Origin of the sequence: Novosphingobium percolationis, assembly GCF_020179425.1 — a bacterium.
Classification (GTDB): Bacteria; Pseudomonadota; Alphaproteobacteria; order Sphingomonadales; family Sphingomonadaceae; genus Novosphingobium; species Novosphingobium percolationis.
Genome location: NZ_JAILYM010000001.1, coordinates 370,098 through 386,133 on the forward strand (window position 1 = coordinate 370,098; position 16,036 = coordinate 386,133).

General features: G+C 66.4%; 15 protein-coding genes. 2 read left to right on the top strand and 13 right to left on the bottom strand.

Going from position 1 to position 16,036, the window contains the following annotated elements; translation table 11 throughout:
• Positions 1–76: 76 nt before the first annotated feature.
• From K3A84_RS01615 to K3A84_RS01675, 13 genes are all read right to left on the bottom strand, one after another.
• Positions 77–1,729, bottom strand: a complete 1,653-nt coding sequence (locus K3A84_RS01615; protein WP_225007319.1) for a GMC family oxidoreductase — start codon at positions 1,727–1,729, stop codon at positions 77–79.
• Between the two features lie 98 nt (positions 1,730–1,827).
• On the bottom strand, positions 1,828–2,688 hold the full coding sequence (locus K3A84_RS01620) for a LysR family transcriptional regulator (protein WP_225007320.1): 861 nt from the start codon (positions 2,686–2,688) through the stop codon (positions 1,828–1,830).
• A 1-nt stretch (position 2,689) separates the two neighbouring features.
• Entirely contained in the window at positions 2,690–3,133 is a 444-nt protein-coding gene (locus K3A84_RS01625) for a hypothetical protein (RefSeq protein WP_225007321.1), read from the bottom strand.
• A 121-nt stretch (positions 3,134–3,254) separates the two neighbouring features.
• On the bottom strand, positions 3,255–3,767 hold the full coding sequence (locus K3A84_RS01630; RefSeq protein WP_225007322.1) for a helix-turn-helix transcriptional regulator: 513 nt from the start codon (positions 3,765–3,767) through the stop codon (positions 3,255–3,257).
• 10 nt (positions 3,768–3,777) lie between these two features.
• Positions 3,778–4,407: a cytochrome b/b6 domain-containing protein gene (locus K3A84_RS01635; RefSeq protein ID WP_225007323.1), complete on the bottom strand. Its 630-nt coding sequence runs from the start codon at positions 4,405–4,407 to the stop codon at positions 3,778–3,780.
• A 152-nt stretch (positions 4,408–4,559) separates the two neighbouring features.
• Complete coding sequence (locus tag K3A84_RS01640) at positions 4,560–5,393, bottom strand: AIM24 family protein (RefSeq protein WP_225007324.1); 834 nt, start codon at positions 5,391–5,393, stop codon at positions 4,560–4,562.
• Between the two features lie 69 nt (positions 5,394–5,462).
• Positions 5,463–7,472: a putative bifunctional diguanylate cyclase/phosphodiesterase gene (locus K3A84_RS01645; RefSeq protein ID WP_225007325.1), complete on the bottom strand. Its 2,010-nt coding sequence runs from the start codon at positions 7,470–7,472 to the stop codon at positions 5,463–5,465.
• A complete protein-coding gene (locus tag K3A84_RS01650; RefSeq protein ID WP_225007326.1) occupies positions 7,469–8,008 on the bottom strand; it encodes a heme NO-binding domain-containing protein in 540 nt (179 codons plus the stop codon). The genes K3A84_RS01645 and K3A84_RS01650 overlap by 4 nt, the downstream gene beginning before the upstream one ends.
• A gap of 104 nt (positions 8,009–8,112) precedes the next feature.
• On the bottom strand, positions 8,113–8,823 hold the full coding sequence (locus tag K3A84_RS01655) for a TetR/AcrR family transcriptional regulator (protein ID WP_225007327.1): 711 nt from the start codon (positions 8,821–8,823) through the stop codon (positions 8,113–8,115).
• Positions 8,777–8,965 (bottom strand): hypothetical protein, encoded by a 189-nt coding sequence (locus K3A84_RS01660; protein WP_225007328.1) that lies wholly within the window; start codon positions 8,963–8,965, stop codon positions 8,777–8,779. The genes K3A84_RS01655 and K3A84_RS01660 overlap by 47 nt, the downstream gene beginning before the upstream one ends.
• A gap of 128 nt (positions 8,966–9,093) precedes the next feature.
• Positions 9,094–10,530 carry an efflux transporter outer membrane subunit gene (locus tag K3A84_RS01665; RefSeq protein ID WP_225007329.1) on the bottom strand — a complete coding sequence of 479 codons (1,437 nt, stop codon included), beginning with the start codon at positions 10,528–10,530 and terminating at the stop codon, positions 9,094–9,096.
• On the bottom strand, positions 10,530–12,119 hold the full coding sequence (locus K3A84_RS01670) for an MDR family MFS transporter (protein ID WP_225007330.1): 1,590 nt from the start codon (positions 12,117–12,119) through the stop codon (positions 10,530–10,532). Before K3A84_RS01670 ends, K3A84_RS01665 begins: the two co-directional genes overlap by 1 nt.
• A complete protein-coding gene (locus tag K3A84_RS01675) occupies positions 12,116–13,267 on the bottom strand; it encodes an HlyD family secretion protein (RefSeq protein WP_225007331.1) in 1,152 nt (383 codons plus the stop codon). Before K3A84_RS01675 ends, K3A84_RS01670 begins: the two co-directional genes overlap by 4 nt.
• A gap of 338 nt (positions 13,268–13,605) precedes the next feature.
• Here K3A84_RS01675 and ahpC point away from each other — a divergent pair, with 338 nt between their 5' ends.
• Together ahpC and ahpF are read left to right on the top strand one after the other, a co-directional pair.
• Positions 13,606–14,169 (top strand): alkyl hydroperoxide reductase subunit C, encoded by a 564-nt coding sequence (gene ahpC / locus K3A84_RS01680; RefSeq protein ID WP_225007332.1) that lies wholly within the window; start codon positions 13,606–13,608, stop codon positions 14,167–14,169.
• Between the two features lie 181 nt (positions 14,170–14,350).
• Entirely contained in the window at positions 14,351–15,910 is a 1,560-nt protein-coding gene (ahpF, locus tag K3A84_RS01685) for an alkyl hydroperoxide reductase subunit F (RefSeq protein ID WP_225007333.1), read from the top strand.
• The last annotated feature ends 126 nt before the right edge of the window (positions 15,911–16,036 follow it).

Genomic DNA, 16,036 nt, shown 5'->3' on the forward strand with positions numbered 1-16,036 from the left:
CGTCCCGGCGTCGCGGCCATGGCTCTTGAATCAGAGGCATAGCCCTGTGCGCCGGGCGGGCACAACCGCGATAATGCTAGGCGGCGACGGCCTTCCGTTCGGCAAGGATGATGTCCGCCGCGCGCCAGCCCAGCGCCATCGCGGGCGCATTGGTATTGCCGGTGATCAGGTCGGGCATCACCGAGCAGTCTGCGACGCGCAACCCCGTCACGCCGCGCACGCGCAAGCTGGGATCGACCACCGCGCGCTCGTCCGCGCCCATGCGGCACGTGCCCGTGCCGTGCAGGCCGCTGGTCGCGTTGCGGCGGAAGTTGTCGAGGATGTCCTCGTCACTCTCCACGCCTGCGCCCGGTTGCAATTCTTCGCCCATCACGTCGGCCAGCGCGGGCTGTGCCGCGATCTGGCGCATCAACCGCACCGACTTGATCGCCGCGTCGCGATCGTATTCGGTCGAAAGCCAGTTGGGGATGATGCTGGGATTGTCGCCCGCTTCGGTCGTGCGCACATGGACCGAGCCTTCGCTGGTTGGGCGCAGAAGCTGGCCATAGACCGACAGGCCCGGCTTGGGATCGATCACCCCCAGCGAAACCGGATGGTTGTCATCCGACAGCGCGAACACATAGCCGCCCATGTAGACCTGAAGATCGGTGCGCCCATCGGGATGCGCGGCGTTGCAGAACGCGCCCACTTCGAACGGGCCATAGGCCATCGCCCCGGTGCGGGTCAGGTAGTAGCGCAGCACTTCGCGTACGAGGCCGAGGCCAAGGAATTTCCGGTTGATCCCGACATTGCGCGTCAAGCGAAAGGCGAGCGCGTAGGACAGGTGCTCGCGCATCCGCTTGCCCACGTCGGGGCTATCCACCAGAGTCTCGATCCCCACGCCGCGCAGCACCGCGCCATCGCCGATGCCGGAACGCTCCAGCACCTGTGGACTTTCCATCGTGCCGGCGCAGACGATCACTTCGCCTGCCACGCGCTCGATCCAGCGCGCACCGTCCTTGTCGACCAGCTCGATCCCGGTCACGCGGCCCTGTTCGATCACCACACGGCGCACCAGCGTGTGCGTCATCGCGTGGAAATTGGCGCGCTTCCTCGCCTTCTTCACGAAAGCCTGCGCGCCGCTGTCGCGCCGTCCCCGGCGAATGTTGTGCGAATAATAGCCCACGCGGTCGCCGACCATGGAATTGAGGTCGTCGGTTTCGGCAAAGCCCATCTGGCGCCCCGCCGCGATCATCGCTTCGGCCAGCGGATAGCGCTGCGTGCCCGGCGTGATCCGCACCGCGCCGCCCTTGCCGCGCATGTCGCTTTCGCCCAGCGCGTGGTCCTCGATCGCCTTGAACGCAGCGGTCATGCTGCCGCCGTTCCAACCGGTGCAGCCATGGTCGCGCCCCCAGATGTCATAGTCCTCAGGCTCGCCCCGGCTCCAGATCATGCCGTTGATCGAGGACGATCCGCCCATGCCCTTGCCGCGGATCCACACCTCGGGAACATTGCTGCCCGGCGTGCGCGGTTGTTCCACCTGATAGGCCCAGATGTGCGCTGGGCTCTGCACCAGCTTGACGATGCCCTTGGGCATATGGATCAGCGGACTGGTATCTGGGCCGCCGGCCTCGACCAGCAACACCTTGTGCGCAGGGTCGCGCGACAGCCGCTCGGCCAGCACCGACCCGGTCGAGCCTGCGCCGACGATCACATAGTCCCACGTCGCCTGTCCGCGTTCGCCCGTCATCGCACTCTCCTGTTCGCGCCCTCACGCTCTCTGGTTGAGCGGGCATCTTCAGTCTCAGGAGGTATGCGACAGGCGTTTCACACGAAAGCTGGCGATTGTCAGAGTGTCTCGCCCAGCGTCGCCCCGGCCGCAGCGCGCAGGCCTTCGCGCAGGCAGACCATAACGCCATCGGGCAGGCGCGCGCCGTGGACCAGATGCGCGGGGTAGGGGAACTCGGGCATGTCGGGCACCAGTTGCAAGGCCCCGCGTATCAGCCAGGGACGCAGGAACCCGCGGCGGAACCATGCGCTGCCGCCGTGCGCCAGCAAGTGGTCGAGCGCCAGCGGGCCATAGCTGATGGCCACCATCGGCTCGCCGAAATCCGGAAACGCGGCGCGAAAGCGCGCGTCGAAATCCGCGCCCCAGTCGATCGCGACATGGCTCGCCGGGTCCAGCGGCGCGATCTCCGGCCCGGTGCGCACCAGCACCAGCCGCTCCTCCATCAGCAGTTCCGCGGCCAGCCCCGGCTGCTGCGGCGCGCCATAGACCACCGCCGCATCGAGCGTCCCCTCGGCCACCTGTTCGACCAGCGTCGTCGCCGGGCCGATGCGCACGCGCAAGGCGAAATCGGGATGGGTCTGCCGCATGCCGTGCAGCCAATGCGCCGCCAGCGGGTTCCACAGGCTCGCCTCGAAGCCCAGCGCGATCACGGTCGTGCTGCCTGCAGGCGACGCGAGCGAGCGGCGCGCATTGTCCCACGCAAAGACCATGTCGCTGGCAAAGCGTTGAAAGCGTTCGCCCGCCAGCGTCAGGCTCGCCCCGCTCTTGCTGCGCACGAACAACTGGTGACCCAGCTGCTCCTCCAGCACGCGGATGCGCGCGCTCACCGCCGTCTGCGTCAGGTTGAGCGCGGCGGCGGCGTTGACGAAGCTGCCGGTGCGGACGATCTCCATGAACGTCCGCGCGGTAGCGATATCCATGTCAGGAACGCTGCTCCGTCGATCGCGCCATCGCGACCGACCGAACCTTGCCGTCCGCAATGCTCAACGTCATGTCCCAGGTGGCGTAGGTCCGCAGGTACTGCTCGGCGCCGATCGTCTCGCGATAGTAGCACCCCACTGCCTCGGGATGCCGGTCCGGCGACTGGCACGAAGCACCCGCCGCGCGCAGCATCGCGACCGCTACGCGCGCGTCAGTCCCGGCCGGAATGGCCTCGCGCACCTGCGCCGCGCCGCTCTCCACCTGTCCCGTCCGTGCCAGATCGGCTTCGAACAAGTGAAAATCGAGCGGCGCGGGCAGGGCCGGGGAGGAGGGGGGCAGGGAGGAGGGGGGCGTCGTCATCGCGCCTGCCATTGCCGGCGAAGCGAGCAGCAGCGCGCCCGAAAGGATCGTTCCAGCGAAATTCTTCCCAGCAAGATTCTTCATTGCCGTGCTCCACAAGCTTCGGACCAGTCGAAGTATGCCCGTGCTTTCGTGCAGAGATAGGCCGATCCTCATGTGGTGCAATGTCAATTTGTTGAATGCATCCAGCAAGAACTTTGCTGGATCACGCGTCCCCGGGGCCTTCCTGAACGGGGTCGATCAGGTCTTCGAGGAACAGCGCGACCAGCGCTGTCTGTGATGCCACGCCCGCCTTGGCGTAGATCCGCGTCAGCTGCGCCCGCACGGTGCCGGCCGCCGCGCCGCGTAGGGCTGCGATCTGGGCTACGTCGCAGCCCTTCAGCGCGAACAGCGCCACGTCGGCCTCTGCCGGGGTCAACTTCCATTCGGCGAAGCGCCGCCGCGCCAGGTCGGCCGCCGCGCCCCGCGCCAGCGCGACCGCCGTCTCGTCCGCGCGCGCCGACAGGACCAGCGCACGCACCTGGAATGCGCCCAGCACCACTGCGACGGCCAGCGCAACGACAGCCGCGGCCTCGGCGGCAAGATGTGCGCCCATCCCGTCGGCGATAATGTCGGCTGCAAGGTCTAGTGCAAAGAACAGCGCCGCAATGGCCTGCAAGGCCACCAGCACGGTCAGTGCGGCAGCCTTGCGTTGCAACTGGCGATGACGGTCCTGCATCGCGGCGGGGTTAGCGGTTGCCCGGCACCATCGCCAGCACAACATCGCGCCCGTTGCGCCGTGTCTCGAACGCCACCCCGGCGATGTGCAGCACGATCAGCAGATAGAGCAGGTTCACCGCCGACTCGTGCACTTCGCCCAGGGGACTTTCCTTGCCACCTTCACCCTCCTCGCCATCTTCGCGCTCGACGGAGGCCGCCGCTACGGTTTCGCGCAGTTCCGCCCCTTCGCGGGGCTGGTTGGGCAGTCCGGCCATGGCGATCCCCGTCGCGATGATCACGCCAAGGCAGCTCCAGATCGCATAGACCATCAGCGCGCCCAACGGGTTGTGCGAGGCGTGATGGCTCGCTTTCCCGCTGCCGATGTCCCGAATATGCGCCAGGGCGCGGCGCGGGCTTGGCGGAAAGGCGGTGAAGCGCGCCTCGGCTGGGCCGATCAGGCCCCACAGCAGCCGCAGCACCAGGACTGCGGCGAGCGCGTAGCCCACCCAGACATGCGCCGAAGATCCCTCCTCGGTCGCAAGCGCGTTGGCCAGAATAGCCGCCACGACGGACCAGTGTGTCAGCTTTACCACCGGATCCCAGTTACGACGGCGGGGAGGGTAGGCAGGGGGAAGGCGGGTGTCCAAGGTGGTCGTCATCGGCAGGCTCCTCGATCGGATCGATGCCGATCGGGATGCCTGCCGACAGACGCGGCGGCCATGGGTTTGCTGCTTATGTCGGGACGTGTAAGCGGTCGCTTACGTGCCCCTTGACCCATGCCAGGTGACGTTCTGCCCCCGTCAGGTACTGTTCAGCGATTGCCGTCGATCCAGTCTCCGAACATGCCCAGCGCCGAGCCTTCGCCCCGGTTCTGGCCGCCGCCCGGCATCGCCGCCGCCATCATCCGCCCGGCGAGGCGGGCAAAGGGCAGCGACTGAATCCACACCTTTCCGGGGCCGGTCAGCCGCGCAAAGAACACCCCTTCGCCGCCGAACAGCATCGACTTGACCCCGCCCACGCCGACCAGGTCGAAATCGACCGACGGCGTCATCGCGGCAAGGCAGCCGGTGTCGATGTGGAGTTGTTCGCCCGGTGCCAGTTCGCGCTCGATCACCATGCCGCCCATCTGCACGAAGACCCAGCCATCGCCTTCGAGCCGCTGCATGATGAAGCCTTCGCCGCCGAACAGCCCGGTCATGACCTTGCGCTGAAAGGCGATGCCGATCGACACCCCGCGCGCGGCGGCAAGGAAAGCGTCCTTCTGGCAGATCAGCGTGCCGCCGACGTCGGACAAGCGGATCGGCAGGATCGCGCCCGGCGTGGGCGCGGCAAAGGCGACGCGCGCCTTGCCCGTGCCATTGTGGGTGAACACGGTGGTGAACAAGCTTTCGCCCGTCAGCAGACGCTTGCCCGCGCCCATCAGCTTGCCCATGAAGCCGCCGCCGTTGTCGCCCGAACCATCGCCGAACACGGTGGTCATGCCGATGCTGGCGTCCTTCCACACGAAGGCGCCCGCTTCGGCGACGGCACTTTCGCCCGGGTCCAGTTCGATCTCGAGGAACTGGAGTTCCTGCCCCTTGATCTCGAAATCGACGTCATCGGCAATGCTGGGGCTGCGGCTGTGCTGCCAGGGACTTTGCGCCACGGATGGTCCTCCTCAGGTGGTATGACCCGAGAATAGCGCCCCGCCGATGAAGGAAAAGTGACGCCCGACTTACGCCGCGCGCCGTTCGTCGACGAGCGCGAACGCGGCTTTTTCATCGAGCGGCACGCCCAGGTGGAAGCCCTGTCCGTATTCGCAACCCATCTCGATCAGCGTCCGCCCCTGATCCTGCGATTCGATGCCCTCGGCGACCACCGACAGGTTCAGGCTCCCGGCCAGATCGAGGATCGCGCGCACAATGTTGCGGCTCTTGGGATCGTCGATCGAAGCGACGAACGAGCGGTCGATCTTGAGCGTGTCGAACGGCAGGTTCTGGAGGTAAGACAGCGAGGAATAGCCGGTGCCGAAATCATCGAGGCTTGTGCGCACGCCCCAGTCGCGGATTTCCTCCAGCACCTGCCGGGTGCGGTCGGCGTCGATGATCGCCACGCCCTCGGTCACTTCCAGACGTACGCAATCGGGTGGCACGCCGGTTTCGGCCAGTACGCGCTGGATCTGCTGGGCGAAGCTGGGCTGAAGGAACTGCTGCGGCGCAATGTTGATCGAGATGAACGGCGGTTCGCCAGATCCCTTCGGCATGCGCGCGTGAAGCCGGGCGAGGGCGGTACAGGCCTGCCGCAGCACCCAGTCGCCGATGAACACGATCAGTCCGCTTTCCTCGGCCGCCGGGAGGAACGCCCCCGGATCGATCAGCCCGCGCGTGGGATGCTGCCAGCGGATCAGCGCTTCGTAGCCCATCAGCCGGCGGTCGCCGCCCAGCGCGAAGATCGGCTGGTAGAACAGCACGAACTGCTTGTCGCGGATCGCCTCGCGCAGTTCGCGTTCGAGCGCCATGCGGTTGCGCGCCTCGGTGCCGAGCGCGTCTGTAAAGGTGACGGTCCGCCCGGATCCTTCGCCCTTCGCTTCGTACATGGCGAGGTCAGCATCGCGACGGATCTGCTCGACATCGTCATAGACCGGCCCGGAGTAGGCAATGCCGATCGATGCACCTGCGTTGACGAGATCGTTGTCCACTTGTGTGGGGGCCCGCAACACGTCGTGCAGCAGCGCTGCAAGTCGCTCCGCCGCTTCCGGATCTGGCAGGCCATCGAGCAGCACGACGAATTCGTCGCCCCCCACGCGCGCCAGCGTCGCGTGACCGGCCCGGCCCGACGACTGCTGGAAGGCAACGATCGCGGCTTCGAACCGGCCCGTCACGTCGACCAGCAGGGCATCGCCCGCGTGGTGGCCGTACTTGTCGTTGATCGCCTTGAAGCCGTCGAGGTCGATGACCATGATCGCCAGGCCCGTGCGATCCGCAGGCAGGTGCTGGAACGCCGCGCGGCAGCGTTCATCGAGCAGGACACGGTTGGGCAGGCCCGTCATGGCATCGTGCAGGGCATCATGCAGCAGGGCGGCACGGGCGCGTTCGCGTTCGATGACCCGCCCCACCTGCGTCCCGGCCTGCGTGATCGTCAGGAGTATGTTGTCCTTGTCGACCATCGGCTTGCTCGAGAAGAACTCGATGATCGCGACCATTTCCTCGCCCACGCTGATCGGGAAGGCGCATGCCGAGAGCAGCTTGGCCTGCAACGCTTCACGCCTGCGGTGGAACCACGCCTCGTCGGCGATATCGTCGATCCAGTGCGGATGGTCGTCGCGCAGGACGCGGCCCGGCAGGCCTTCACCGCGGGGGACGGTGAATTCGCGCGAAACTTCCACGAAAGGAAACAGTCGCTTCGGATCGGCCGCATACCACGTGTTGCAGGCCACGGCCTCCCGGCCACCTTCGGCAACCCTGATGGCATTGGCGAAGTCCCAGCCCATGTGAACGCAGATTTCCTTGAGCGCCATGTCCAGAACGGCCCCGAAATCATTGGACTGGTTGGCAAAATCCGTGATGCGCTGAAGCAGTGCAAGGCGCACCTGGCTTTCGTACAGTTCGCGCAGGCCGCGCTCGGCAATGGCTTCGGCATCGCGGCGCGCCCGCCGTTCCTGTTCCAGCAAGCGGCGCAGCTTCTCGACGGTCTGCGCATCGGCGGGCGTCGCATCGAGCGGGAGGGGAAATGCCTCGTGCTTCATCCGTGCCACCCCAGCGCGAGACGGCAGACCGGGTCGCCATGGTGCGTGCATGCGAGGTGATCGACGGTGATGGCCTCGCCATAATGCGCGGCCGCGCCATCGATGAAACCATGCGCCAGATGGCACAGCTGGCGACGCGACTGGTAGGCCATGGCGAGGCGGCCGTCGTCGGTATCGTGAAAATGGAAGCGCGGACAGGCTGCTCCGGCATAGAGCTTGCGCACTTCGGGATGGATCATGTCGTTCACGCTGAGGATGAACGAGCGCGCCGACTTGTGATGACCGAACAGCGGGGGGAACCGCTCGGCAAGCAACGGAATGGCGCGCTGCCCGAACCAGCGCAGGATCTGCGCCGGTGGTGCCGCAAGCATGATCGAGGCGTGATCGACAATGGCCAGCAGTTCAGCGTCGGGATAGGAGCCGAGCGAGAAATAGCTGCCGTCCAGCGCGGCGAGGTCGAGGAGATCGGCCCAGGCTTCCGCGCCGTGCTCGGCCGAAACCGCATCTTCCAGCAGGTTGAAGATCACGCCCTTCATGTTGCCCTTCACGTCCCCACGACCGGCACGACGATGGATAACAATGCTGCGAAAGCGATGAAGGCGGGCCCCCGGTCGGACCACCGGGGACCGATCAGCTTTTGCTAACCATGATCCCGCATGGCCGCCAAGCCGCGAAAGAAGAACGCGACATAATCGCGCGCCCAGGCCTCGCTTTCGGCAAGTCCCTCCTTGCCTTGGCTGCTGGCGAGGCGGGCGTGACCTAGCAGCCCTTCGAGCCAGAACCGCGCCGCCAGATCGACATCGGCGATGGCGGTTTGCCCTGCGGCGTTGGTAGCCTCGAATTCGGCAGCGATGGATTGCAGCGCGCTACGATAGACTTCGCCGCGTCCGTTGCCGGCCCCCGCCTCCTGATCAACCCAGTCAATCAGCCGTTCCATCAGCACCCCATCGGGCGAGAACAGCACTTCCAGCACGCGGCGCGCGCGCAAAGTGAAGGCCTCTTGCGGCGCAAGCGCGCTGCTTTCGGACAGAATCTCGCTGCGCTGGCGCTCCATGCGCCAGGCGAGCAACGCCTGCATCAGGTCGGTCTTGCCCGCAAAGCGCGAATAGATCGTCGCCTTGCCGATATGGGCGTGGCGCGCGACGCGGTCGAACGTGAAGTTTTCGAAGCCGTGAGCGAGCAGGACCTGCCAGCTCGCCTCCAGAATCTTGTCGGACAGCATCCGCGCCTCGGCAACCGAAGGACGACCACGCCGCGGCGGGGCACCGTCAAGAGGCTGGTCGCGCGATGCGCTGCCGAAGTCGTCAGTGGCGGACGGCGGTGCTTTGCTGGAGGGCGACATGGACATCATGCTGTCTCATGTCGATGTGGCAAGGCGACTGGTTCGCCTCGGGATCGCTTTCGCAGATCACGCGGTGCATGGGGCAGCTCATCGCCAGCCCGTCGGTATATGCCTGCCAGAATCGGCGACCCATGTCCGAAATCCAGTCCATCTCTCTTCCCGTTCATTCGCCTTTGCGGCGTTCTGATAGGAAATGAGAGTGATACAGAATCGATCCGCTGAAAAGACGGAATATCGAGACGGTTCAGGTCCATTTTCGCGCCTCCCTCCGCCTTCCGTTCAGGCCCCGGTCCAGCCAAGGCCCAGCGCCTTTTCGACCGCGATGAAACTGTTGGTCAGGTCCGCCCGTGCCGAAACGGTGGCAAGCCCGGCCTGCAGGGCCTGACGCTGGGCGGTCAGCGCTTCGCTGCGGCCGATCGTGCCGGCGGCGGCGCGCTGGTTCTGCAAGGCTGCGGCACGGTCTGCCTGCGCCGCGCCGATAGCAGACTGCGCGAAAGCCACGCGCTGGCCGCCGAAACGCGTGAGGGACCCTTCGGCATCCTGCAGCGCGCCCAGCACCCTGGCGCGATAGTTGGCCTCGGCCTCGGCTTTTGCACCCTTCGCGTTGCTGATCTGCGCCTTCGCGCGGCCCCCGTCGAACAGGTTCCACTTGAGCTGGGGCAGGGCGAGGCCGATGATCTTCGATGGATCGAACACGTCGCCGATGTTCGAACCACCCAGCCCGAGCAGGCCGAGAAACGAAAGCTTGGGAAAGCGATTGGCGATCTGCACGCCGACATCGGCATTGGCGGCGGCAAGCTGACGCTCGGCCATGCGCACGTCGGGGCGGCTGCGCAGCAGTCGCGCCGGATCGCCCACCGCGACGCTTTCGGGCGGCAGCGGAATCGGGGCAGGGGCGGTGAGCGTCGCATCGAGCGCGCCGGGTTCGCGGCCCGTCAGCACGGCGAGCTGATCCAGCAGCACGTTGGTCTCGGCGCGCGCCTTGGCGCGGTCGCCTTCGGTCTGGGCACGCTGGGCGCGCATCTGGTTCAGCGGCTGTTCGGGTGCCGTGCCGCCGGTGAAGCGGGCTTGCGCCAGCGCGACCAGTGCATCGTCTATCTGCGCCTGCCGGTCGAGCAGCGCGAGGCCCTGCTGGCGTGCGCGCAGCGCGACATACGCACGCGCGACTTCAGCCGAAAGGGTCACTTGCGCATCGGCAAGTCCTGCGTCGGCGGCCTCGGCGCGGGCAGAGGCGGCCTCGATCTTGCGGCGGGTGCCGCCGAACAGATCGACTTCCCACGAAGCGTCGAAGCCTAGGTTGTAGGCGTTGATCGAATCGCGCCCGCCGGTCTCGCCATTGGTGCTGAGCAGCCCGCCCGGCACGTTGATGTAGGGCGCCGCGCCCGACACGTTGAAGGTGGGCAGCACCGCGGTCTTGTTCGCAGCCAGCCCGGCGCGCGCCTGTGCGATACGGGCGTTGGCGATAGCGACGTTGGGCGAATCCTTGAGCGCATCGGCCACCAGCTGATCGAGCACCGGATCACCCAGCGCGGTCCACCACTGCGCCGCGGGAGCGTCGGGGTTGGCCACCCCATCGGCGCGCAGGAAGCCGCTGCGCGCGGCGGCGTTCGCTGCGACCTCGGGCGGGCCCTTGTAGTCGGGACCGACGGTGCAGGCCGACAGCAGCAGGCCAGCGGTGAGCGCGGGGGCGAGGGAGAGAAGGGTCTTGCGTCGCATCAGTGCATCGCCATCTTGAAGCGGCCCTTGGGAAGCGGCCGGAGAAGGAAAACAAGCGGAACCACCACCACGATCGCGGCCACCAGCGCGATGAATTCATCGCTGAAGGCCATGACCATCGCCTGTTGCAGCACCGTCCCGTCGATCGAGCGGATCGCGGCGGCAAGGCCTTCGGGCCCGCCGCCAAAGCCGGCGGCCTGGTTCGAGATCCAGTCCTGCACGCCGACATCATTGGCACCGAGGGCCGAGTGCAGCGTCCAGTGGTGGAAATCGAGGCGGCGTTCCTGCAGCGTCGCCAGCAGGGCAAGGCCGATCGAGCCGCCAAGGTTGCGCGCGGCGTTGAACAGGCCCGAAGCGTCGCCCGCATCATCGGCATCCACGCTGGCAAGCGCCGCCTGATTGAGGAATAGCATGCACAGCGCCTGGCCCAGTCCACGCAGCAGTTGCGAAACCACGAAGTCCGAACCGTCGGAGGTCAGCGTCAGCGTGGTGTCAAGCCAGCAAGAGGTCGCCATGATCAGCATCCCCGCGCCGACCGCCACGCGCAAATCGATGCGCGTGATCAGCAGCGGGAACAGCGGCATCATCATCGCCGCCGGAATGCCCGACAGGAACACGATCCCGCCAGACTGATAGGCATTATAGCCCGCGATCGCGGCAAGGAACTGCGGGATCACGTAGCTGGTGCCATAAAGCACCGCGCCGATCAGCAACCCCAGCACGAACACGGCGGCAAAGGCACGGTTACGCAGCAGCGCCAGCTTCACCACCGGGCGGCGCGCGGTCAGCTGGCCGATGGCGATGAACGCGAAGCCGAGCAGCGTCACCGCCGAAAGCTGCCAGATCAGCGTGGACTGGAACCACTGTTCGCGGTTGCCTTCCTCCAGCACCACGGTCAGCCCGCCAAGGCCCAGTGCCATGCCCGCAATGCCCAGCCAGTCGGCGCTCCACAGCTCGTCCAGCCGCGCCTTCGCGCCCTTCAGCCCCACCAGCAGGAAAACCATCAGGATCAGGCAGACCGGCAGGTTGATGAAGAAGGCGTAGTGCCACGACAGGTTCTCGGTCAGCCACCCGCCAGCCAGCGGCCCCAGCACGGGCCCCAGGATCAGCGTTGAACCGAATAGCGCGGTGCCGACCGGCTGCTGGTGGCGCGGCAGGCGCGTGGCGATGATGGTCATGCCGGTGGGGATCATCGCCCCGCCGGTGAAGCCCTGTCCGATGCGCCCGATGATCATCATCGTCAGCGAGGTGGAAAGCCCGCACACGATCGAGAACGCGGTGAACAGCGTCGCCGCGATCAGCAGGAAGCGACGCAGGCCAAACACGCGTTCAAGCCAGCCGGTCAGCGGGATGATCACGATCTCGGCGACGAGGTAGCTGGTGGCGATCCAAGTGCCTTCGCTCGCCGAAGCGCCGATCTCGCCCTGGATGGTGGGCAGCGAGGAGTTGACGATCGAGATGTCGAGCGTCGCCATCAGCGCGCCGATCGCGCCCGCGAAAACCGCCAGCCAGGCCGACAGGTCCGCCTTCTGTTGTACGGGCGCGGGTGCGGGCGCTGTGCCCGCTGGAAGGGTGGCCGCGCCGCTCATCGGGCCGGGTGCGCCCGGTCCTGCTCGGCCTGGATCGCATCAATCGCGCCCTTGGCCGAGGTGGTGTCCACCTCGACGCTCAACGACAGGCCGGGCACCAGCACCTTGCGCGATTCCGCGCCTGCATTGATGCGGATGCGCACGGGCACGCGCTGGACGATCTTGGTGAAGTTGCCGGTCGCGTTCTGCGGCGGGATCAGCGAGAAGTTCGCGCCCGTGCCCGGCGTGATGCTCTCGACCACGCCGTGGAATTCGACGTCGGGCAGGGCATCGACCTTGATCTTCACCGGCTGGCCGGGGCGCATCAGGCCGATCTGCGTTTCCTTGAAGTTGGCCTCTACATAGATCTTGTCCGTAGGAACGATCGTCATCAGACGCTGGCCGGGTTGCACGAACTGGCCAAGCCGGACGCCCGACGACGCGACCTTGCCGGAGACCGGCGCGACAAGGCGCGTGATCGCAAGATCGTTCTGCGCGGCGGCCTGCTGGGTGCGGGCGGCCTCGATCTGCGCGGCCGATTGCCCGGCCTGGGCGCGCACCGATTCCACCTTGCTGCGCGCGGCCGCCAGCGCGGACTGCTGGGCACGCACTTGCGCGGCGGCCTTGTCGCGGTGCGAAACCAGTTGGTCGAGCGCCTGCTTCGGCTCCGCGCCGCTCGCCACGAGCGGACGATAGCGGGCGACTTCGCCGTTGAGGTAGGCGAGATCGCGCTGCGCGGCAGAGAGCGCGGCGCTGGCTTGTCCGACGCCTGCCTCGGCCTCGCCGATGCCCGCCAGCGTGGCAGTCTGGGTGGCGCGGGCGACGTTCACCTGCGCGACCGCCTGATCGAGCCGGGTGCGGTAGTCGGTGGGATCGACCTGCAGCAGCAAAGTGCCTGCCGTCACCGCCTGGTTGTCGGCCACCGCCACCTGGCGGACATAGCCCGCCAGCTTCGAGCTGATCGCCACGCCATCGGCGCGCACGTAGGCGTCCTCGGTTTCCTGAAAGTAGCGCCCGTTCATGCGGTAGTCGGCATAGGCATAGACGCCATAGACCGCGCCTACCACCAGCGCGCCAAGCGCGATGCGGCCGATCAGGCGCCGTTTGCCGGGTTGCGGGGCGGACGCTTCGGGGGCGGCGGAATCTTGCGGGGCAGTGGGCTCGCTCATCGGGGGATCCTGTTAATGAAACGAGAACGTTTCGTTTTATGAGCCGCAATTGGCGGCGCTGTCAAAAGGTTTCAAGTGCAAATAAGCGGGAGGGGCTTGCGCTTTTCGCAACCGCAACATCCATCAGCCGCAACACGCATCGCGCGGGGTAACATTTGACATTGCCTGCGGTTCCGAACGAGAGCGGCTTCATTGATCGACGTTTTCAATCAATCTGGCCGGAATAGATCATTGGAAATTGAAACACGCCGGGTCTAGCTCATGCCCTGCAGCGGCACTGCGCCGTTTCAACCGTTCACAAACCCAAGCCTTCAACCAACGACTGCAAAGGATATCGCATGTCTCTCGTCGGAACCTCGATCAAGCCGTTCGCCACGACCGCCTATGTGCAGGGCAAGTTCGTGGACGTCAGCGATGCCGACCTCAAGGGCAAGTGGGCGGTGTTCTTCTTCTACCCCGCCGACTTCACCTTCGTGTGCCCGACCGAGCTGGAAGACCTCGCCGACAAGTACGAGGAACTGAAGAGCCTCGGCGTGGAAGTGTACTCGGTTTCGACCGACACCCACTTCAGCCACAAGGCCTGGCACGACAGCTCGCCCGCCATCGGCAAGATCAACTACTACATGCTCGGCGATGCCACCGGCACGATCACGCGCAACTTCGACGTGATGCGTGAAGGCCAAGGCTTGGCGGATCGCGGCACTTTCGTCGTCGATCCGGACGGCGTGATCCAGATCATGGAAACGACCTGCGAAGGCGTCGGCCGCAATGCCGAGGAACTGCTCCGCAAGATCAAGGCCGCGATCTACGTCCGCGAACACCCCGGCCAGGTCTGCCCGGCCAAGTGGGAAGCCGGCGCCGAAACGCTTGCCCCGTCGATCGACCTCGTCGGCAAGATCTAAAAAATATTGTTCGGGAGCAATCCCGACCCCGCCGGGCGGCTTTACCATTTCGGCCGCCCGGCCCCTTGTTCCCAAAATGTTTCCCCGGGGAAACATTTTCGCCCCCCGCGATCCCCTGTTCGTTCTTCCCCGCCCGGCTCTCGCCGTGGCGCGCCTGTTGTCCTGCCGTTAGGAAACCGTCATGCCCATTCTCGATGCCGCCACCACCGCCCAGCTGAAGGCCTACCTCGGCAACCTGCGCCGGCCGATCGAGCTGGTCGCCTCATTGGACGACAGCGCCAAGTCCGCCGAAACTCGCGCGCTGGTCGAGGAAATCGCCGCGCAATCGGACAAGGTCACCGCCCGCTTCGACGGCACCGACGCCCGCAAGCCCAGCTTCGCCATCCGCGCGGATGAAGGCCGAGCGCAGGCCGTGTTCGCAGGCCTGCCGATGGGCCACGAGTTCACCTCGCTGATCCTCGCGCTGCTCCACGTCGGCGGCCACCCGCCCAAGGAGGAGGCAGACCTGCTCGACGCCGTGCGCGCGCTGGAAGGCCCGCTGCACTTCGAGACGTTCTTCTCGCTCACCTGCCAGAACTGCCCCGACGTGGTGCAGGCGCTCAACATCATGGCCGCGCTCAACCCGAACGTGACGCACGTCGCCATCGACGGCGCGCTGTTCCAGGACGAGGTGGAGCGCCGCAAGGTCATGGCCGTACCGATGGTGTTCCTGAACGGCGAAGTCTTCGAGCAGGGCCGCATGGACCTCGCGCAGATCATGGCCAAGGTGGATACCGGGGCGGTTGCCCGCGCGGCAGAGAAGATCGCGGGCAAGGAGCCGTTCGACGTGCTCGTCGTCGGCGGTGGCCCGGCCGGGGCTGCGGCAGCGATCTATGCCGCGCGCAAGGGAATCCGCACCGGCGTGGTCGCCGAACGCTTCGGCGGGCAGGTGCTTGATACCATGGGGATCGAGAACTTCATCTCGGTGTCGCACACCGAGGGGCCGAAGCTGGCCGCACAGCTGGAACAGCACGTGAAGGACTACGAGGTCGACGTGATGAACCTGCAGGTCGCCAGCGCGCTGAAGCCGGCCGGCGACGACGGGCTGACCACGATCGAACTGGCCAGCGGGGCGAGCCTGAAGGCGAAGACCGTGATCCTCTCCACCGGCGCGCGCTGGCGACAGATGGGCGTGCCCGGCGAAGACCAGTACCGCAACAAGGGCGTCGCCTATTGCCCGCACTGCGACGGCCCGCTGTTCAAGGGCAAGCGCACGGCGGTGATCGGCGGTGGCAATTCGGGCGTGGAAGCCGCGATCGATCTGGCAGGGATCGTCGCCCACGTCACGTTGATCGAATTCGACGCCGTGCTGCGCGCCGATGCCGTGTTGCAGGACAAGCTGCGCAGCCTGCCCAATGTCACGATCATCACCTCGGCGCTGACGACCGAAGTGCTGGGCGATGGCGAGAAGGTGACGGGTCTCGTCTACCGCAACCGCGAGACCGAGGAGCTTCACGAAGTCCCGCTCGAAGGCATCTTCGTGCAGATCGGCCTCGTGCCCAATACCGAATGGCTCAAAGGCTCGGTCGGCCTCAGCCCGCGCGGCGAGATCGAGATCGACGCCCGTGGGGCGACGGACGTGCCCGGCGTGTACGCGGCGGGCGACTGCACCACGGTGCCCTACAAGCAGATCGTGATCGCCATGGGCGAAGGCTCCAAGGCCGCGCTTTCCGCATTCGATCACCTGATCCGGCACGGCTGATATCCCCACAGCCCTTCCGGTCGCAGGACGGCGGCGTGTCCCAACGGGGGCGCGCCGCCGTTTGCTTTTGTCGGCACAAGGCGATAGGCCGCTGACATTGTACTGCGCTGTCAAAAACAGGCGCGG